Genomic DNA, 19281 nt, shown 5'->3' on the forward strand with positions numbered 1-19281 from the left:
CCGGGCACGTAGAGATCCTCGAGCTGCGGCGAGAAGGGCACCGGCGTGTGCGGCGGCGTGATCGTGCGGATCGGCGCCTTGAGGTGGGAGAACGCCTCCTCGGCGACGAGGCGGGAGATATCCGCCGCCATCGAGCAGCGGGGGCTGGCCTCGTCCACCACCACCAGCCGGCCGGTCTCGGCGACGCAGTCGAGAATGGTCTCGGAATCGAGCGGCGAGGTGGTGCGCGGGTCGATCACGGTGGCGGAAATCCCGTCGCGGCGGAGCTGGTCGGCCGCCTGGTTGGCGAAATTCACCATCCGCCCGAAGGCGACGATGGTCAGGTCCTTGCCCTCGCGGGTCAGGTTCGCCTCGCCGAACGGGATCGTATAGGCCTCGTCCGGCACCTCGCCGGTCTCGTCGTAGAGCACCTTGTGCTCGCAGAAGATCACCGGGTCGTCGTCGCGGATCGCCTGGATCAGCAGCCCCTTCGCGTCATAGGGCGAAGAGGGCAGCACCACCTTGAGCCCCGGAATATGGGTAAAGATCGGGTAGAGTGACTGGCTGTGCTGCGAGGCGGCGCGGAACCCCGCGCCATACATGGTGCGGATCACCAGCGGGGTGACGGCGCGGCCGCCGAACATGTAGCGGAACTTGGCGGCCTGGTTGAAGATCTGGTCGAAGCAGACGCCCATGAAATCGATGAACATCAGCTCGGCCACCGGCCGCAGCCCGGTCGCGGCCGCCCCGGCGGCCGCACCGATGAAGGCGCTCTCGGTAATCGGCGTGTCGAGCACGCGCTCGGCGCCGAACTCGCCGATCAGCCCCTTGGTGACGCCGAGCACGCCGCCCCAGGCATCCTGCTCGCCCGGCGCGCCGGCGCCGCCGGCATTGTCCTCACCCATCACGATCACGCGCGGGTCGCGCCGCATCTCGCTGGCAATCGCCTCGTTGATCGCCTGGCGATAGGTTTTCTTGGCCATGGTGTGTTTCCCCGGTCGATTTGGTCAGTAGCTGACATAGACGTCGGTGAGCAGGTCCGCCTCGGTCGGCGGCGCGTCGGTCTCGGCGGCGAGCACCGCGGCGTCGATCGCGGCCGTCACCTCGGCGTCGACGGCGTCGAAATCCCCCGGCGAGGCGGTGCCGCCAGGCCCGACCTTGGCGCGGAAAATCTTGAGACTGTCCTTCTCGGCGCGCAGCCGGGCAATCTCGTCGGCGGCGCGATAGGTCATCGCATCGCCCTCGAAATGGCCATAGAAGCGGGTCAGCGTCGCATGCAGCATGCCGGGCCCGCCGCCATTGCGCGCGCGGGCGATGAGGTCGCGCGCCGCCTCGTAGACGGCGAAGAAATCGAACCCGTCCACCTCGACACAGGGAATCCCGAACCCGGCGGCGCGGCCCGCCTGGGTGCCGCCGACCGACCAGCCGCTGGCCGTCGATTCCGCGTAGCCGTTGTCTTCCACCACGAACAGCACCGGCAGGTTCCACACCTTGGCGAGGTTGTAGGATTCGAGCGTGGTGCCCTGGTTGGAGCCGCCATCGCCGACGAAAGCGACCGCGACGCCCCCGGTCTTGAGCGTCTTCGCGGTCAGCGCCGCGCCGCAGACCAGCGGCGGCCCGCCGCCGACGATGCCGTTGGCGCCCAGCATGCCCTTCGAGAGATCGGCGATGTGCATCGACCCGCCCTTGCCCGCGCACAGCCCGCCCCGGCGGCCGTAAATCTCCTTCATCATGCCGGTGACGTCGCACCCCTTGGCGATGCAGTGGCCATGCCCGCGATGGGTCGAGGCGATCACGTCGCGCTCGTCGAGATGCGAGCAGACGCCGACGGCGGAGGCTTCCTCGCCGGCATAGAGATGCACGAAGCCGGGGATTTTTCCCGTCGCGAACTCATCATGAACCCGATCCTCGAAGCGCCGGATGGTCGCCATCGTCCGGTAGCTGTCGAGCAGAAACTCGCGGCTGTACTGCACTGTTTTCCTCCTTTGTCGCCCGTCTTGCGGCCGGGCTTGACTTGCGGCGTCCCGAACGCGCACCGCTGGCGAGGAGGCTAGATCGAAAAGCCGGTCTGCGTCCACGCCGCAACCCTGGCCACCCTGGCCGGAGTGTTGCTTTTCGAAACTGCCCCGTCGGTGACGGAAGCGGCGGGAAGGCCGTTTCGGTGCGTAATCGACGGATCGTTCGTTCATTTTGTTAAAAATTATCACATCGACAACTAAAATGAAGAATTGATTATATCCGTCGCGCGCGATGCGAGCGGCGCTGGCGGGGTCGCCGAACGATAACTAAAAATTGACCGGCGCGCCGACCCGCCCGGAGCAAGGGCGATGCGCGGCGTCATCGTCCCATCGCCATCCTGACCGACCGGCGCCAAGGCTTCCGGACCGAAGGGATTGCCGCAGACCCAGGAGTGTCACCGCATGTTCCGCCGCCTGACCGCCTGTCTCCTCTCGATGGGCGCCCTCGCGCCGACCGCCCGCGCCCAGGCCGTGCCGGCCGCGTCGCTCGTGCCGGCCGCCGCCATCGTCCAGGTGCCGCAGGTCGACGTCATCGCCACAACCCCGCTGCCCGGCTCGGCGATCGGGCGCGACAGGCTGCCCCAGGCCACCCACGTCCTCGGCGCGGCCGAGATCGACCGCACCGGGATTCCAAGCCTGACCGACGCCATTCTCGCCGCGGTGCCCAGCGCCTCGATCAGCGATGTCGACGGCAATTCGTTCCAGCCGGACATCAACTTCCACGGCTTCACCGCCTCGCCGGTCACCGGCACGGCCGAGGGCGTCGCCGTCTATCTCGACGGAATGCGCTTCAATGACCCGTTCGGCGACACCGTGAACTGGGACCTGATCCCGCCGGAGGCGATCCGCAGCGCGAGCCTCCAGCCGGCCAATCCCGCCTTCGGGCTCAACGCGCTCGGCGGCGCGCTCGATGTCACGCTCAAGAACGGATTCACTGCACCTGGCGGCGAGGTTTCGGTCTATGGCGGCTCCTACGGCCGCGCCGGCGGCAGCCTGCAATATGGCGCGCACCGCGCCGGCACCGCCGCCTATCTCGCCGCCGACGTCGTCCACGATGCGGGTTTCCGCCAGACCCAATCCTCCCGCCTCGCCCGGGTCTATGCCGATCTCGGCTGGCGCAACGCGCGCGCCGAGCTGCATCTCGGCGTCATCGCCGCCGACAACGCGATCGGCAATCCCGGCGCCACCCCGGTGCAGGCGCTGAATTACGACATCGCCAGCATCTTCTCCGGCCCCAACACCGTCTACAACAAATACATCGCCACCCGCGCCACCGCGCGCTACGCGCTCGACGGCGATACCGCGCTCGACGCCCTGGCCTATTTCGCCGATCTCTCGCAGCGCCTGCCGAACGGCGTGACCCAGGAACTCGCCGCCTGCCCCGGCCAGCCCGGCACCCTCTGCAACGCCGGCACCAGCGAGGTGGTGACGACGCGCGGCGGCGCCGCGGTGCCCGACTTCCTCAATGGCGGGATCTATTCCGGCCTCGTCAACGAGGGCATCGACCAGCAGGCTTATGGCGCCTCGGTCCAGCTCATCAACGACAGCCGGCTGCTGCGCCACCCCAACCACCTGACCATCGGCGCGAGCTTCGACGGCTCCAACACCATGTTCAACGCCTTCACCCAGATCGGCGGGATCACGCCGGTCACGCATCTCTTCATCGGCCCGGGTGTAACGGTCGACCAGCCGGCATACGGCGTCAACCCGGTGCAGGTGGCGACGACGACTCGTTATTTCGGCCTGTTCTTCAACGACGTGTTCACCCTCGCCCCGCGGCTCGACCTCACCCTCGCCGGGCGGTTCAACAATGCCGAGATCGACCTCGCGGACAAGCTCGGCGGCCCGGTTTCCGGCCATCACGCCTATGACCGGTTCAACCCGCAGCTCGGCCTGACCTGGCACGCGCTGAAGACGCTCGACCTTTATGGCAGCGTCGACGAAACCAACCGCAACCCGACGCCGACCGAACTCTCCTGCGCCAGCGCGGCCAACCCGTGCTCGCTGCTGAACTTCTTCGTCGGCGATCCGAACCTGAAACAGGTCGTCGCCCGCACCTTCGAATTCGGCGCGCGCGGCCATCTCCCCCGCTTCGCCGGCGGCACGCTGCGCTGGAATGTCGACCTGTTCCGCACCGATGTGCACGACGACATCATCTACCAGTCCACCCTCTACAACCCGAACCTGCAATTCTACACCAACAGCGGCACCACCCGCCGCCAGGGGATCGAGGCGGACCTCGCCTATGCCGGCCCCCGGCTCGGCCTGCGCCTCGGCTTCGCGCATATCGACGCGACGTTCCAGAACGCGCTGACGCTCAACAGCCCCTCCAACCCCGCCGCCGATGCCAACGGCCAGATCCACGTCGTCCCCGGCGACCGCATCCCCGGCATCCCCGCCAATCGCGGCACGATCGACCTTTCATACAAGCTCACCGAGCGGCTGCTGCTCGGCACCACCGCCATCCTGCAATCGAGCCAGTACCGCTTCGGCGACGAGGCGAACCTGACCAAGCCCGTCGGCGGCTACGCGGTGTTCAACGTCTATGCCTCCTACAAGCTCACCCCGCGGCTCACCGTCTTCGCGATGGTCGATAACGTGACCAACCTGTCGTATCAGACCTATGGCGGGTTCGGCCCGGTCGCCGACGTGCCGTGGAATTTCGTCCCCGGCGGCGTGACCGATCCGCGCACCGCCAATCCCGGCCGCCCAATCGCCGGCTATGGCGGCGTCAGGATGACATTCTGATCCGGCGCGCAGCCTCGCAACGCCCCGCGCGACTGCCATGAAAAAACCGGCCGGAGCACGCCGCTCCGGCCGGTTTCCCTTGTCGCGGGGCCGGGGCGGCGGTGCCGCCGCCCGGTATCCATCAGGCGTTACCGCGCGTAATCGCGGCCGTTGCGCTCGGTCGGGTAGGGCTTGCCGGGCATCATGCCCTCCCAGAGGATGTGGTCGTAGGCGACCGCGGGAATGGCGTCTTCCTTGCGCCAGTCATACCCCCTGGTCTTCTTCGCCCACCAGGCGGCGTTGTGGAGCGGCTGCCACTCCGGCTCGTCCTGCTGCGGCTGCGTCGTGATCGGCAGCGTCGTCGCGGTCAGCGGCTGCGGCACGGCGGCGTTGAACGTCCACTTCCGGTCGTCGCGGCTGAAGACCGCCGTCATCGGCCGTTCGTAGGCGTCGTTCAGCGTCATCGGCCCGATGCCGAGAATGTCCTCCATCGTGCGGATCATGTTCACCGTGCTGTAGCGCGCCGAAACCACGGCATGATGGCGCACATAGGGCCCGACCACGAAGGCCTCGCTGCGATGCCCGTCGACATGATCCGGCCCGTCCTGCGCGTCGTCCTCGACGATGAAGATCAGGGTCGATGAGGCATAGGGGGAATGCGCGACGGTCTGGATCAGCTTGCCCACCGCATAGTCGTTGTCGGCGATCTGCAGGCCCGGCGTGTTCACGCCGTTCTGCGCGGTGGTGAAATTGCCGGTGTGGTCGTGCATCAGCCGCACCAGTTCGAGCGAGGGCAGGTCGTGGTGGCGCACATAGTTGGTGAACTCGCGGCTCCATTCCTGCTCGCGGTAGTAATCGGCGATCGTGTTGTCGAACCCGCGGAAATACGGATCGGTATAGGGCGCGAGATCGGGGTTGGTGGAATACGAGACCTTGATCTTCTGGGCGTAGGCGTCGGTGATCTCGGGAATGCCGTATTTCGCCAGCGCGCCCGAGAGGTTGTAGCGGCCGAGATCGATGAAGAAGCCGTAATTGCGGATGCTCAGCCCCGCGCGCAGCGCCGCGTCCCACAGATAGCCCCGCTGCACCTGGCCGTGCGGTCCGTCCGGTGCTGCGACGTTGCCGGTGCCGGGCAGCAGGTTCGAGTCGGCGGGATAGAGCGGGTTGGCGGCCTTGCGGCCGGCGAGCGAGCCGATGCCGACATTGACGTTGCGGTTGGTGCCTTCCCAGTCATAGGACAGGCCGCGCCCGGCATAGTTCACCGGCAGCGCCTTGGTGCCATAGTCGGACTCGCGGGCCGAGGTGCTCCAGGGCCAGCCATTGCCGCTCACCTCGGCGGTATCGTAGAAATTGTCGAGATCGACGAAGTTCCAGGCGAGGCGGTGAACATTCGGCGTATAGGTCTTGCCGAACTCGGCCAGCGCCGGATCGCCGTTGCCCTCGCCGAGATCGCCGAGGATCTGGTCATAGGTGCGGTTCTCGCGGATGATGTAGATGATGTGCTTGATGTGGCGGTGCAGGAACGCCATCATCGAGCGGTCGCGCGCGCTCTCGTGGAACGAGAAATGGTTGTTGTGCGCAACGAGATGCGTCAGCGCGTCCAGCTCGTTGGTCGCTGGCACCGGCATCGTCAGGAAGCCGGCCTTCGAGAGCTGGAGAATATACTGGTTGTTGTGCTGGAGCGCGGTGCAGCTCGCCGGCACGTCGGCCGCCAGCTTCTCGTTGCACGGGTTCGGCCCCGGCATGCTCTTGCCGTTCACCACATACAGCATCTTGCCATCCGGGCTGACGCTGACGCTGTTCGGATAATACCCGGTCGGCAGCAGGCCGATCACCTCCGGCTTCGCCGTGTTCAGCGCGATCACCGCGACCGAGTTGGTGCCGCCATTGGTCACATAGAGCCGCGTGCCGTCCTGCGACAGCGCGAGCGAATTGGGCGCGGTGCCGTGGAAATATTTCGGCATGCCGACAAAGGAGGCCGGCGCGGTGGTGTGGATCGTGTCCACCACCGTGTTCGACGCGGTGGAAATCACCTCGACATCCGCCTCGTTGTCGCACGCGACATAGAGATACTTGCCATCGGCGCTCAGCACCATCCGGTTCGGATTGCCCGCGACCTTGATGCGCGCGGTCACCTGCGGCGTGCCGGTCAGCGAGACGACATCGATCTCGCGATCCCGCTCGCTGGAGACATAGGCGGTCGAGTTGCCATTGGCGACGACCCAGAACGGATATTCGCCGCCCGCAACGCCATCCTGCGCGGCGTTGATCACGCCGGGGCGCAGCTGCACCTCGGTCGCGCTCCCGCTCGGAACGCCGCCCGACAGCTTCACGATCGACAGGCTGTCGTTATAGAAATTGGCGACCAGCAGCGACGAGCCATCCGCCGTGGTGGCAAGGCCAGCCGCCTGCGGCTTCACGAGAAAGCCGACGCCGCCGCTGCTCAGCGGATTGCCCGCGACCGCCGCATGGCCGAGCGCGAACGGCGTGCCGATTTCGGCCCAGCCGCTGGCGCCCTGCGCATAGGTGTGAACGTCGTCGTCGACGCCGCCCGAGACATAGAAATGCTGCCCGTCCGGGCTGAACGAAATGCCGGCCCAGGTGTTCGGCACCTTGATGACCTGCTTCTGCACCGGCGTGTCGTTCGAGATGTCATAGACAAACACATACTCTTCCGAATCGCCCGGAATGACCTTGCCGTTCGCGTCGTTCACCAGGTTGTAGCCGCTCGTCAGCACCAGCAGCGTCTTGCCATCCGGGCTGACGGCGGTGCTGATCGCCTGCCCGGCGACATAGGAAGGGTTGTCGGCGAGGCCGGGATTGAGCCGGGTGAACACCGCGCCAGGGGTGGCCGTCGGCGTGAGATACTGGCCGCTGGAGGTGATGGTTGCCGGGGCGGCTTGCCCCGCCCCCGTGGTCGCCGCGACGGCGATGATCGCCGAACCCGCAAGCAAAAGAGTACGCAAAGCCGTGGCCGCCCTTCTGGCGTGCATCGGTCGTCTCCATTTTTGAGAATGAACGTCAGCGCGAACGGCGGACAACGTGGTTACCGTCCGACACATTCAACTTTACGTGTAATAAAATCTTTGTGTGTTATTAATTAATGTTGTTTTGATGACAGTTCATGTCGCAAGTCTCATCGCCAGCAGGCCGACCGCCAGCGCCGGGCCGAACGGCAGTCTTTGCCGCATCAGCCTCCCGCCGCCAGCCTCGGCGCGCAGCACCGCCCAGAGCGCGACCCCGGCAAGCCCCGCAAGCCCGGCGATCACCACCGCCCAGGGCAGGGCGGCCGGCGGCAGCCAGGCCCCGCCGGCGGCGAGCAGTTTCGCATCCCCCGCCCCAACGCGTCGATCCCGCGCAGCAGCCGCCAAAGCAGGCGCAGCCCGGTAAAGCCGAGATAGCCCAGCGCCGCGCCCGCCGCGTGCGCCCCCAGCGCCGCCGGCTGGCGCAGCGCGGTCGCGAGCAGCCCGGCCAGCAGCAGCGGCAGGGTCAGCGCGTCCGGCAGCCGCAGACAGTCGAGATCGATCAGCGCCACCGCCAGCAGCGTCGCCGCGAAGGCGAAATCGAGCGGCACGCGCGGCCCCGCCGGGTCCAGCGCGGCAATGCCGATCGCCAGCAGCAGCGCCGCCAGCTCGATCAGCAGCAGCCGGCGCGGGATCGCTGCGCCACAATGCACGCAGCGGCCCCGCCGCAGCAGGAAACTGGCCAGCGGCACGAGGTCGCCCGGGCCGAGCGTGGCGGCGCAGGCATCGCAGCGCGAGCGGCCCCGCGCGAACAGCCGGCCGCGCGGCAGGTCCTCCACCAGCGTGCCGATGAACGAGCCGATGAAGGGCGCGGCCAGGATCGTGCCCGCAACCAGAATATTTCCCTGAACTGTCATATGGTTTCGGCTCCGGCGGCAGCGTCCTCGGGGCATAAGGTAAAAAAATCGTTTCCGCGAGACATATCCGATGCTCGATCACGCCGCCTTGCGCCCGGATGAGGACAGTTCAGCCATCGGCACACTCCTGCTGGAGGCCGGGCTGGTCGATTCCCTCGGCATCGCGCGGGCGCGGGCGCTGGCGGCGGAAACCGGGCTCGGCCTCGCCGCGGCGCTGGTCCGCCTCGGGCTGATCGGCGAGCGCAGCCTGGCCGAGGCCGCCGCCGCCGCTCTCGGCCTCGCCCTGCTCGCGCCGGAAGCCTATCCGGCGGAACCAGTCCTGCCCGCGCGGCTCCGCCCGCGCTTCCTGCGCGATGCCCGGGTGCTGCCGCTGGCGATGGCCGATGGGCTGCTCGACCTCGCGATGGTCGATCCGTTCGATGGCTTCGCCGCCGGCGCGGTGGCCGCGGCCACCGGCTGCGCGGTGCGCCGCGCCGTCGCCGTGCCGATCGACCTCGACGCCGCGCTCGACCGTCTCTACCCCGAAACCGGCGATGCCGGGGCCGCGGCGGAGGCGGCCGAGGAGTCCGGGCCGAGCGAGGCGGATGCCGAGCGCCTGCGCGATCTCGCCAGCGAGGCGCCGGTGATCCGCCTGGTCAACCAGATCATCGCCCGCGCGGTCGAAACCCGCGCGTCGGACATCCATATCGAGCCCGAGGAAGACCGGCTGCGCATCCGCTACCGCCATGACGGCGCGCTGGTCGAGGCGGAGGTCCACCCGGCGGCGATGGCCCCGGCCATCGTCTCGCGCGTGAAGATCATGGCGCGGCTCGATATCGGCGAGCGCCGCCTGCCGCAGGATGGCCGCATCCGCCTGCCGGTGCGCGGCCACGAGGTCGATTTCCGCGTCTCCTCGATCCCGACGATGCACGGCGAGACCATCGCCATCCGCGTGCTCGACCGCAGCGCGATGACCTTCGAATTCGGCGCCCTCGGCCTCGACCCGGCGATCGTCGCCGCCTTCCGCGCCGCCCTCGCAGCACCCAACGGCATCGTCCTCGTCACAGGCCCGACCGGCAGCGGCAAGACGACGACGCTCTACACCGCCCTGCTCGGCCTCGACCGCGCGCGCCGCAAGATCGTCACCATCGAGGACCCGATCGAATACCGCCTCGCCGGCATCAGCCAGAGCCAGGTCAAGCCGCAGATCGGGCTGGATTTCGCCCAGCTCCTCCGCGCCATCCTCCGGCAGGACCCGAACGTGATCATGGTCGGCGAGATCCGCGACCTCGAAACCGCCGAAATCGCCGCCCGCGCCGCGCTCACCGGCCATCTCGTGCTCTCGACGCTGCACACCAACTCGGCGGTCGCCACCATGACCCGCCTGCGCGACATGGGGCTCGAACCCTATCTCGTCGCCTCGGTGCTGCGCGGCGTGCTCGCCCAGCGGCTGATCCGCCGGCTCTGCCCCGCCTGCCGGCAGGCGGCGCCGGCGACCCCGGCCGAGGCGGCGCAGCTCGGAATCGCCGCGGGCACGCCGCTCAACCACCCGCGCGGCTGCCCCGAATGCCGCGACACCGGCTTTCGCGGCCGCATGGCGGTCGCCGAGTTCCTCACCCCCACCGCCGAACTCGCCGCCCGCCTCGCCGCCGGCGCCGGCGAGGACGAGCTGTCCCGCGCCGCCGGCCTGCGCAGCCTCGCCAGCGCCGCGCGCGATGCGGTGCTGGCCGGCGAAACCTCGCTCGCCGAAAGCCTGCTCGCATGACGAAGCGGCGCGATGCCTGATTTCGTCTTCCGGGTGATCGACCGCGCCGGCGCGCCCGCCCGCCTCGCCATCGAGGCGGCGAACGAGGCCGAGGCGATCGAGGCGGTCAAGCGCCGCGGCCTGATCCTGCTCGGCGCCGCCCCGCGCCACGGCGCCGGCCTGCTCGCCCTGCTCAACCGCGACATCGGCGGCGCCCCCCGCCTCGGCGCCGACGCGCTGGCCGATTTCACCCGCGAACTGGCCTCGATGCTCGGCGCCGGGCTCGACCTCGAACGCGCCCTGCGCTTCACCGCCGCCGCCGCCGCCACCCCGCGCGCCCGCGCCATCATCCTCGCGATCTGCGACAAGGTGCGCGACGGCGCCGCGCTCTGGCGCGCGCTCGGCCAGGAGCCCCGCAGCTTCCCGCCCTTTTATGTCGGGCTGGTGCGCGCCGGCGAGGACTCCGGCGCCCTCGCCGCGACGCTCGAAGACCTCGCCGAACTGCTGGAGCGCAACCGCTCGCTGCGCGCGGCGATGATCGCCGGCCTCACCTATCCCGCCCTGCTCGCTTTCGCCGCGACCGGCGCGATCGTGTTTCTGCTGACCAACGTGCTGCCGGAATTCGTGCCGATCTTCGCCGAAAACGGCGTCCCCCTGCCCGCCACCACCCGCCTGCTGCTCGCGATCGGGCAAACCTGCGCCACGCTCTGGCCCTATGCGCTGGCGCTGCTCGCCCTCGCCATCCCCGGCACCCGCCTGCTGCTCGCCCGCCCCGCCCCGCGCCTGCGGTTCGACCGGCTGGTCCTGCGCCTGCCGCTGGTCGGCTTCCTGCTGCGCGAGGCGCTGGCGGCGCGCTTCACCCGCACGCTCGGCACGCTGCTCGGCAACGGCGTCGCCCTCGTGCCGGCCATGGCGATCGTGCAGAACGTGATCGGCAATCGCGCCGCCGCCCTCGCCATCGCCGCCGCGGCGGACGCGGCGCGGCGCGGCAAGGGGCTCGCCGCCGGGCTCGCCGCCGCGCGATTGCTGCCGGAGCGGACGGTGCAGCTCCTCCGCCTCGGCGAGGAAACCGGCCAGCTCGGCCGCATGGCGCTGCGGGCCGCCGCAATCCACGAGGAGCGCGCGCGGCTCGGCGTGCAGAAACTCGTCTCGCTGCTGGTCCCCGCCATCACCATCGTGATGGGCGGCGCGATCGGCTTCATCGTCGCCTCGCTGCTGCTGGCCATGCTCGGTCTCGATGCCCTCGCCCACTGAGCCCGCGCCCACTGAGCTCGCGGCGGACGATCGCGGCTACACGCTGCTCGAACTGCTCGTCGTCGTCGTCATTCTCGGCCTCGCGCTGACGCTCGCCGCCACCGCGGCGCCCTGGCGGCGCATCGGCCACGACCCCGCGACCGCCGCCGCCACCCTCGTCGGGGCGCTGCGCACCGCGCGCGCCGTGGCGATCACGACCGGCCGGCGCAGCACCTTCGCGATCGCGCCGGCGGATGGAAACTGGGTCGGCCCGGGCGAGCGGGGCAGCCTGCCGCGCGGAATCGCCATCGCGTTTCACGGCCCGGCCGCGCGCGGCTGGGGGCGGATCGTCTTCTCCCCCGATGGCAGCGCGACCGGCGGGCGGATCCTGCTCTCGCGCGGCGCCGCGCGAGCGCTTGTGACGGTGGACTGGCTGACCGGGCGGATCAGCACCGATGCCCCGCCGCGATAGCGGGTTCATCCTGCTGGAAACCCTGGTCGCCTTCGTCATCGCGGCGCTGGCGGTCGCGGTGCTGTACCGCGCCGCCTTCGATGGCGCGGCGGGCGTCGCCATCGGCGGGCGCGAGGCGGCGGCGGTGGAACGCGCCCAGTCCCGCCTCGCCGCCCTCGCCGCCTTCGCGCCGCGCGGCCACTACGTCCGCACCGGGCGCGATGGCGGCGGCTTCCGCTTCCGCGAGGAGGCCACGCCGCTGCCGGTCGCGAAGGGCGCGCCGCTGCGGGCGCTGCGCCTGTCGGTGAGCGAGCGCTGGGGCGGCGCCGGCCGGGCGGTGACGCTGGTGACCATCCGCGTCGCACCACCATGAGGCGGGATAGCGGCTTCACTTTGCTGGAAATGCTGGTCGCGCTGGTGGTGCTCGGCCTGCTGCTCGCCGGGCTCGCCCAGGCCAGCCATTTCGGCATCGCCACCTATCGCCGCACCACCGGGACGATCGGCGCCGAGGCCGACCGGCTCGCCACCTTCCGCGCCCTGCGCCGGCTGATCGCGCAGGCCCGGCCCGGCCAGCCCGCCGGCGCCGCGCACAACCTCGCCCTCGTCACCACCCTGCCACGCGCCGCGGCGCTGTCGAGCCGCCTCGTCTTCGCCGAGATCGGCGTCACCGGCGGCGGCGATCTGGTGCTCGCCTGGCGGCCGGCGCCGCCCGGCCCGCCGCTCGGCCCACGGCCGGCGCCGGCCGGCGAGGCCCATGTCGAAATCCTCGCCCGCCATATCCGGGCGATCGAGCTGCGCTACTGGTGGGCCGACCGGCCGGACGCGGCACCCGCCTGGCACGCGGCCGGCCCGGCCGGCGCGCTGCCGCGCCTGATCCGGCTGCGCATCGTCCCCGCCGCCGGACAGCGCCCCTGGCCCGACCTGATCGCCGCCCCCTGGCGCGCCCCCTTCGCCGCCGGCGGATAGCCACGCGCCCCCGCCCGCGCCGCTGCGCCGCTGCGCCGCGATCGAGTGACACAAAACCTTAATTTTCAATTTTTCTTTAGTCGCGTAACCAGAATATTAATGGATTTCATTCATTGGTACATCGCGACCCTGCGGTCGCTGGTGCCCGGCGCCCTGCGGCGGCCGGGCGGGCGGGATGCGGCGGTGACCGTCACCGCCGCCGCCGGCGCGCCCCCCGCGGCGGCCGAGGTCACGCAGGAAGGCCGCGGCGGCGGGAGCGCGCTCGGCCGGCTGGGACAGATGCGGCGCAGCGCCGTCATCCGGCCGGTGGTGCTGCGGCTGCGCGGCGCCGGCGCGCTGATCCGCCGCGTCACCCTTCCCGCCGCCGCGCGGCGCGACCTTGCGGCAGCCCTCGCCTTCGAGATCGACCGGCTGACCCCCTTCACCGCCGAGGAGGTGCTCGTCGCCCACGAGATCGTCGCGCGCGACCCCGCGCAGGGCCTGCTCCACGTTCGCCTCGCCGTGCTCCCCCGTGCCTGGATCGCCGGCCTCCTCGCCGCACTGGGCGAGGCCGGGTTCGCCGCCGTGCGGATCGAGGCCGCGGGCACGGAGGGAGAGGCCGTCTTCGCGCTGCCCGGCGCCCGGCGGCAAAGCCGCGTCCCCCCGGCGCTGGCGCTGCTCGCGGCAGCCCTCGCCGGGCTCTGCCTCGCCATTCCGCCGGCGCGCCAGGCGCTCGCCCTGCACCGGCTCGCCACGGCGCGGGACGCGATCGCCCCGCAGGTCCGGCTGGCCGAGGCGCTGCGCGCGAGGCTTGCCGCCGAAGACCGCTTCCGCGCGGCACTCGGTGCCGAGGCAGCGCGCGAGGGTGACATGCTGCGCATGCTCGCCGCCCTCACAAGCGCCCTGCCGGACCGCAGCTACCTGACCGATCTCTCCCTGCGCGACCGGGTGGCGACGCTCGATGGCGAGTCGCCCAACGCCGCCGGGCTGATCGCCCGGCTCGCCGCCGATCCGCATTTCGCCGATCCGGCCTTCGCCGCCCCGGTCACCCGCTCGCTCAACGGCAATGGCGACGTGTTCTCGATCCGCGTGCGGCTGCGCGACGATGAAGCGGGCTGACGCGATGACCCGCCTCCCGCGCGACCTGCCGGAGGGCCGCGCCGGGCAGGCGCTCGCGCTCGCGATCTCGGCGGCGCTGCTCGCCCTTGTCGGCTTCGGCATCATCCGCCCCGGCCTCGCCTGGTATCGCGACCTGCGCGCCCGCGTCACCGCCTCCCGCACGCTGCTCGCGCATGAGCGGATGCTGGTCGCCAACCTGCCATCGCTGCGGCGCCTGGCCACACAGGGCCGACCCGGCGCCGGGCGCGACGCCTATCTTCCCGGCGGCTCGGCTTCCATCGCCGGCGCCCGTTTGCAGGGCGCGGTGCAGTCCCTCGCCGCGACCCACCGGATCGGGCTCGACAGCGCCGAACTGCTCCCGCCGGTCAGCCTCGGCGGCGTCGAGCGGGTTCGCCTGCGAATCTCGATGACGGCCTCCTACCCCGCGCTGATCGGCTTTCTCGACGCGCTCGGCGCGGCATCGCCGCGGATGCTGGTCAACCGGCTCGACCTGCACGCAACCGGCGTGCCCGCCGCCGGCGCCGCCCTGCCGCTGCATGCGAGCTTCACCGTCTCTGGCTTCCGCATCGCGAAGGCGGCGCGATGATCGGCGCGCGGCTCGGCCTCGGCGCTCTCGTTCTGGCGCTGGCCGCCACCGTCGCCCTGCTGGCGCTCGCGCCGATGCCGGCACCGCCACTCCCCCCGTGGCGGCGCGCCCGACCCCGACGGCGTCCCCCCAGCCCGCTTCATCCGCCGCCGCCACGGCACGGATTCTCGCCCGTCCGCTGTTCCGCCCCGACCGCCGGCCGGTCGCCGCCGCCGCCAGCGCGGACGCCGCCTTGATGCCCCGCCTGTCCGGCATCCTGCGCGGCGATGCGGTGCGGCTGGCGATCTTCGCCCGCCCCTCCGGCAAGCCGGTCCTGCTCGGCGAGGGCGCGCAGCTCGGCGGCTATCGCATCGTGCGGATCGGCCGCCGCGCGGTGCTGCTCGACGGCCCGCGCGGCGCCTCCGCCTCGTGCCGCGCTTCGCCCACGCGGCCGGCGCCGCACCGCACGCCACCCCGCCGAAGCCGGCCGCCGAGGCCGGCATCCTTGTCCATCCCGGCCCCCGATAAGTCTCAGGAGATCGAGCGAAACCATGCGCGCCCGTGTCCATGCCGGCGTTCTCGCCGCCGCCGCCCTGCTCGCCGGGTGCACCCCGCGGCCGCAGCCGCCCAACGCCACCCGCCTGCTCGCCCCCGCACCCGCCGCATCATCGACCGCCGCGCCACCAGCCCGCGCCGACGCCGTGATCGCCACCCCGCCCGTCACCGGCGCGATCACCGCGAGCCCCGGCCACGCGCCGCCCGCCAGCGTCCCCGGCGCCCCGCTGCCCGCCGGCAGCGGCGATGTCTCGCTCGACTTCGCCGACACCGACATCCGCGCCGTCGTCGCGCAAATCCTCGGCAACATGCTGCACGTCACCTACACGATCGACCCGGCGGTGCAGGGCAAGGCGACGCTGCGCACCGCGCACGACATCCCCGCCTCCGCCCTGATCCCGACGCTGCAAACCCTGCTCGCGCAGAACCACGCCGCCCTCATCCGCAGCAACGGGCTCTACCAGGTGGTCCCGGCCGACAAGGCGGCCGCCGCCCTCGCCACCGCGCCGGGGCTCGACGGGTCGAGCGTCGTCGCCCTCACCCATGTCAGCGCGGCGCATCTCGCCGCCGTGCTGCAACCCTATGTCGGCAAGGGCGGAAGAGTGATCGCCGAGCCCGACCGCAACGCCCTCATCGTCGAGGGCAACCCGCAGGTCCGCGCCACCCTGCTCGCGCTGATCCGCGCCTTCGACGTCGATGCCCTCGCCGGCCAGTCCTACGCGCTCTACCCCGCGACCGGCCCCAACGCCCGCGATTTCGCCGCCGCCCTCACCCAGGCGCTGCACGCCGGCAAGGCGGGCGGCGTGGTCAAGGTGGTGCCGCTGGTGCGCATCGGCGCGGTGCTGGTGATCGCCCCCTCCGGCGCGGCCGTGCGCGCGGCGGACCGGGTCTACCGCACCCTCGCGCGGCAGGAAGCGGCGACGCGCCGCGCCTGGCACGTCTATTACCTGCGCAACAGCCGCGCCGAGGACGTCGCCCAGGTGTTGCAGGAAGCCTTCACCCCCAACGACGTGACGGCCCAGCCCTCCGGGCCCGACACCACCGGCAACACCGCCCCCGGCGTCTCGGCGCAGACGCTGATGGGCTCGGGCGGGCTGGTGGGCAACGCGGCCGGCGGCGCCACCGGCGGGCTCGGCGCCCCCCCCGGCAGCGGCACGGGCACCGGCACCGGCACCGCCTCCGGGCTCGGCGCCGGCCTCGCCACTCCCGCCGCGGCACCGGCCGCAGCCCCCGCATCGGACCACGCGGCGGCGAGCAATCCGCTGCTCGGCCCGCTCGGCGGCGGCGCGGGCGGCGGCGGCGATTCCAGCGGCCTGCGCATCCTCGCCGATTCCCGGCAGAACGCGATCCTGGTGCGGGCGGACGCCTCGGAAAACGCCTCGGTCGAGGCGATGCTCCGCAAGCTCGACATCGAGCCGCTGGAAGTCGAGATCGACGCGACGATCGCCGAGGTCGATCTCAACGGCGCGCTCAAATACGGCACCCAGTTCTTCTTCAAGTCCGGCGGCATCAACGCGGTGCTGAGCACCGGCACCAGTGCCGCGCTGAACCAGAGCTTCCCCGGCTTTGTCCTCGCCGGCCATGGCAGCGACGGCGCGCCGCTCGCGATCTCGGCGCTGCAATCGGTGACCCAGGTGCAGGTGCTCTCCTCGCCGCAGCTCCTCGTGCAGAACGGCCGCACCGCGAACCTGCTGGTCGGCAACCTCGTGCCCTATCTCTCGCAGACCTCGCAGAGCACGCTGACCACCGGCGCGCCGGTCATCAACTCGGTGAACTACCAGGAAACCGGCGTGATCCTGCAAATCACCCCGCATATCTCCAGCGACGGTCTGGTGGCGCTCACGGTCTCGCAGCAGGTGAGCAACGTCGCCCCCTCGGTCACCACCCAGGGGCTCAACTCGCCCACCTTCTCCGAGCGCGCCGTCTCCTCCAGCGTCGTCGTGCATGACGGGCAGACGATCGGCCTCGCCGGCCTGATCACCGACAATGTCCAGCGCGGCAATTCCGGCCTGCCCTTCCTCAAGGACGTGCCGTTGCTCGGCCCGCTCTTCGGCACGCAGGACAACAACCGCGCGCGCCAGGAGCTGCTGGTGCTGATCACCCCGCATGTCGTCCACGACGCGACCGACGCCGCGGCGCTGACAAGCGACCTCGAACAGGCGCTGCCCAACGCCGCCAATGTGCCGGCCGAGCTGAACGGCCTGCCGATGGACGGATCGGCCGATCCGCAAGCGGCGCTGCGCCGGCATCTCGGGCTGCACTGAGCATGGCGCGGCCCCGCCGGCGCGACGAGCGGGGCTTCGCGCTGCTGATCGTGCTGGCGGTGCTGGTGCTGTTCGGCTTCCTCGTCACCCGGCTGCTGGTCGCCGCCCGCCAGCAGATGGCGATCGCCGGCAACCTGCGCGACGCCGCGGTGGCGGCGGCGGCGGCCGAGGGCGGCGTGTGGCTCGCCGTCGCCCGGCTCGATGCCGGCGGCGTGGCGCCGGCAGAGGTGCGGATGGGTGCCTCGCATGTCCGGCTCACCACCAGCTTCGTCGCCGGGCGGATCAACCCCGACACCGCCCCCGCCCCCCTGCTGGCCGCGCTGTTCCGCGTCGGCGGCATGGCCGCAGCACCCGCGCAAAGCCTTGCCGAAACCCTGACCGAGGCGCGCGACCCGGCGCTTGCGCCAGCCCGCCTCGCCGCTCTCCGCGCCCGCTACCGCGCCGCCGGCAGCGCCTATGGCCCGCCGCAGGCGCCGTTCCGCAGCCTGGCCGACCTCGCCAGCCTGCCGGGCATGATTCCCGGCCTGCTCGCCTGGCTGCGCCCGCATCTCTCGCTCTACGCCCCCGCCTTGCCCAACCTCGCGGCGGCGGATGCGGCGGTGCGCGCGGCGGTGGGGCTGGCCGGGCGGATAGACCTGCCGGGCGGGCATGTCGGCGGCCCGCCGGTGATGCGGATCGAGGCCATCGCCACCGGGCCGGGCGTGGCCCGCGCGGCGCGCTGCGCGACCATCCGCCTGACACCGGCCAATGTCGATGCGCCCTATATCGTGCTGGACTGGTCGGATGCGCGCTGCGAGTAACCCGCCACCCTCAGCGGTTGCAGATCATCCCCGGCGCTCCCGGCGCCGCGGTCACGTCCTTCGGCCCTTTGGAGCACAGATCATAGGCAAGCCCCGGCCGCGCCGAGGGCGCCTGATAGACGAACCCATGCCCCCACGGGTCGCGCGGCAGCGTGGTCTGCTTGAGATACGGCCCGTGCCAGCCGCTCACCCCGGCGGGCTTGCTGATGAGCGCCTGCAAGCCTTCATCCGTCGTCGGGTAGCTGCCGACATCGAGCTTGAACAGGTCGAGCACCGAGCCGATCCGCTCGATCGACTGCTCGGCGATGCTCGCCTTGGCCCGCCCGAGCTGGCTGAGCAGCGCCGGCCCGACCAGGGCGATCAGCAGGCCGAGAATGACGATGACGACCAGCAATTCGAGCAGCGTATAGCCCGCGTCGCGCCGCGCCTGAGCTTTGGTTTCACACATGCCTCACTGGATATCCGACCCGCCGGCCGCGGCGCCAGCGCCGGCTTTCCCCCCGCGCGCGATTTCACGGAGACGTCACGATGACCGGCTTGCTGCGCTGCATGCTCCTCGCCGCCGCGGTCTATCACCTGCCGCCGCGGGTGCTGCCGGTCATCGCCCGGCTGGAGGGCGGGCATCCCGGGCTGGTCCGGCCGGATTCCAACGGCACCGCCGATTACGGGCTGATGCAGGTCAACAGCGTCTGGCTCGACGCCATCGCCCGCCGCGCCCGCCTCGGCCGGGGCGAGACGCGGCGCCGCCTGATCGACGATCCGTGTTTCAGCATCGCCGCCGCCGCCTTCATCCTGCGCGCCGATATCGACCGCGCCGGCACGCTGATGCGCGGCATCGGCGACTATCATTCGGCCACCCCGGCACTCAACGCCGCCTATCGCGCGCGCGCCCTGGCCATGGCCAGCCGGATGTTTCGTGTCAAATAATTTCACAGTTTTGCAACGGAAACATCACAGCACAAGGAAATTTGATCTGTATATTTTTAACCTAGGTTAATAATTAATTTTGGAGACAATCATGA

General features: G+C 71.0%; 18 protein-coding genes. 11 read left to right on the top strand and 7 right to left on the bottom strand.

Annotated elements, in window-relative coordinates:
• The coding region (locus tag ACIDOCELLA78_RS000000106525; protein WP_201728899.1) for an alpha-ketoacid dehydrogenase subunit beta at positions 1–962 on the bottom strand (962 nt) is incomplete at its 3' end.
• A gap of 24 nt (positions 963–986) precedes the next feature.
• Positions 987–1952 carry a thiamine pyrophosphate-dependent dehydrogenase E1 component subunit alpha gene (locus tag ACIDOCELLA78_RS000000106530; RefSeq protein WP_283770839.1) on the bottom strand — a complete coding sequence of 322 codons (966 nt, stop codon included), beginning with the start codon at positions 1950–1952 and terminating at the stop codon, positions 987–989.
• 447 nt (positions 1953–2399) lie between these two features.
• On the opposite strand from ACIDOCELLA78_RS000000106530, the gene ACIDOCELLA78_RS000000106535 reads away from it, so the two are divergent.
• Positions 2400–4745: a TonB-dependent receptor gene (locus ACIDOCELLA78_RS000000106535; RefSeq protein WP_201728900.1), complete on the top strand. Its 2346-nt coding sequence runs from the start codon at positions 2400–2402 to the stop codon at positions 4743–4745.
• A 128-nt stretch (positions 4746–4873) separates the two neighbouring features.
• Here ACIDOCELLA78_RS000000106535 and ACIDOCELLA78_RS000000106540 read toward each other — a convergent pair whose 3' ends face one another.
• The 3 genes from ACIDOCELLA78_RS000000106540 to ACIDOCELLA78_RS000000106550 all read right to left on the bottom strand — a co-directional run bounded on the left by ACIDOCELLA78_RS000000106540 (position 4874) and on the right by ACIDOCELLA78_RS000000106550 (position 8604).
• Positions 4874–7717: a beta-propeller fold lactonase family protein gene (locus tag ACIDOCELLA78_RS000000106540; protein WP_249675984.1), complete on the bottom strand. Its 2844-nt coding sequence runs from the start codon at positions 7715–7717 to the stop codon at positions 4874–4876.
• Between the two features lie 129 nt (positions 7718–7846).
• Positions 7847–7996, bottom strand: coding sequence for a hypothetical protein (locus ACIDOCELLA78_RS000000106545; protein WP_249675986.1), 150 nt, complete (start codon positions 7994–7996; stop codon positions 7847–7849).
• Positions 7990–8604 carry a prepilin peptidase gene (locus ACIDOCELLA78_RS000000106550; protein ID WP_249675988.1) on the bottom strand — a complete coding sequence of 205 codons (615 nt, stop codon included), beginning with the start codon at positions 8602–8604 and terminating at the stop codon, positions 7990–7992. Before ACIDOCELLA78_RS000000106550 ends, ACIDOCELLA78_RS000000106545 begins: the two co-directional genes overlap by 7 nt.
• 70 nt (positions 8605–8674) lie before the next feature.
• On the opposite strand from ACIDOCELLA78_RS000000106550, the gene ACIDOCELLA78_RS000000106555 reads away from it, so the two are divergent.
• The 7 genes from ACIDOCELLA78_RS000000106555 to gspM all read left to right on the top strand — a co-directional run bounded on the left by ACIDOCELLA78_RS000000106555 (position 8675) and on the right by gspM (position 14661).
• Complete coding sequence (locus tag ACIDOCELLA78_RS000000106555) at positions 8675–10348, top strand: GspE/PulE family protein (RefSeq protein WP_201728901.1); 1674 nt, start codon at positions 8675–8677, stop codon at positions 10346–10348.
• A gap of 12 nt (positions 10349–10360) precedes the next feature.
• Positions 10361–11581: a type II secretion system F family protein gene (locus ACIDOCELLA78_RS000000106560; protein ID WP_201728902.1), complete on the top strand. Its 1221-nt coding sequence runs from the start codon at positions 10361–10363 to the stop codon at positions 11579–11581.
• Positions 11565–12032, top strand: a complete 468-nt coding sequence (locus tag ACIDOCELLA78_RS000000106565) for a GspH/FimT family protein (RefSeq protein WP_201728903.1) — start codon at positions 11565–11567, stop codon at positions 12030–12032. Before ACIDOCELLA78_RS000000106560 ends, ACIDOCELLA78_RS000000106565 begins: the two co-directional genes overlap by 17 nt.
• A complete protein-coding gene (locus tag ACIDOCELLA78_RS000000106570; protein ID WP_201728904.1) occupies positions 12016–12384 on the top strand; it encodes a type II secretion system protein in 369 nt (122 codons plus the stop codon). Before ACIDOCELLA78_RS000000106565 ends, ACIDOCELLA78_RS000000106570 begins: the two co-directional genes overlap by 17 nt.
• The gene (locus ACIDOCELLA78_RS000000106575; protein WP_201728905.1) at positions 12381–12977 is read left to right on the top strand and encodes a prepilin-type N-terminal cleavage/methylation domain-containing protein; all 597 of its coding nucleotides are present in this window, start codon (positions 12381–12383) and stop codon (positions 12975–12977) included. The genes ACIDOCELLA78_RS000000106570 and ACIDOCELLA78_RS000000106575 overlap by 4 nt, the downstream gene beginning before the upstream one ends.
• A 99-nt stretch (positions 12978–13076) precedes the next feature.
• Positions 13077–14075 carry a PilN domain-containing protein gene (locus ACIDOCELLA78_RS000000106580; protein ID WP_201728906.1) on the top strand — a complete coding sequence of 333 codons (999 nt, stop codon included), beginning with the start codon at positions 13077–13079 and terminating at the stop codon, positions 14073–14075.
• The gene (gene gspM / locus ACIDOCELLA78_RS000000106585; protein ID WP_201728907.1) at positions 14062–14661 is read left to right on the top strand and encodes a type II secretion system protein GspM; all 600 of its coding nucleotides are present in this window, start codon (positions 14062–14064) and stop codon (positions 14659–14661) included. Before ACIDOCELLA78_RS000000106580 ends, gspM begins: the two co-directional genes overlap by 14 nt.
• 139 nt (positions 14662–14800) lie before the next feature.
• On the opposite strand, the gene ACIDOCELLA78_RS000000106590 is transcribed toward gspM, so the two are convergent.
• Positions 14801–15103, bottom strand: coding sequence for a hypothetical protein (locus ACIDOCELLA78_RS000000106590; RefSeq protein WP_201728908.1), 303 nt, complete (start codon positions 15101–15103; stop codon positions 14801–14803).
• Positions 15104–15191: 88 nt separating this feature from the next.
• On the opposite strand from ACIDOCELLA78_RS000000106590, the gene gspD reads away from it, so the two are divergent.
• On the top strand, positions 15192–17459 hold the full coding sequence (gene gspD, locus ACIDOCELLA78_RS000000106595) for a type II secretion system secretin GspD (protein WP_201728909.1): 2268 nt from the start codon (positions 15192–15194) through the stop codon (positions 17457–17459).
• 2 nt (positions 17460–17461) lie between these two features.
• Positions 17462–18259: a type II secretion system protein GspK gene (locus ACIDOCELLA78_RS000000106600; RefSeq protein ID WP_201728910.1), complete on the top strand. Its 798-nt coding sequence runs from the start codon at positions 17462–17464 to the stop codon at positions 18257–18259.
• Between the two features lie 10 nt (positions 18260–18269).
• Here ACIDOCELLA78_RS000000106600 and gspG read toward each other — a convergent pair whose 3' ends face one another.
• The gene (gspG, locus tag ACIDOCELLA78_RS000000106605; RefSeq protein WP_201728911.1) at positions 18270–18707 is read right to left on the bottom strand and encodes a type II secretion system major pseudopilin GspG; all 438 of its coding nucleotides are present in this window, start codon (positions 18705–18707) and stop codon (positions 18270–18272) included.
• Positions 18708–18787: 80 nt separating this feature from the next.
• Between gspG and ACIDOCELLA78_RS000000106610 the strand changes: the two genes are divergently transcribed.
• Complete coding sequence (locus tag ACIDOCELLA78_RS000000106610) at positions 18788–19186, top strand: lytic transglycosylase domain-containing protein (RefSeq protein WP_201728912.1); 399 nt, start codon at positions 18788–18790, stop codon at positions 19184–19186.
• Positions 19187–19281: the final 95 nt, after the last annotated feature.

The organism is Acidocella sp. C78 (assembly GCF_907164655.1).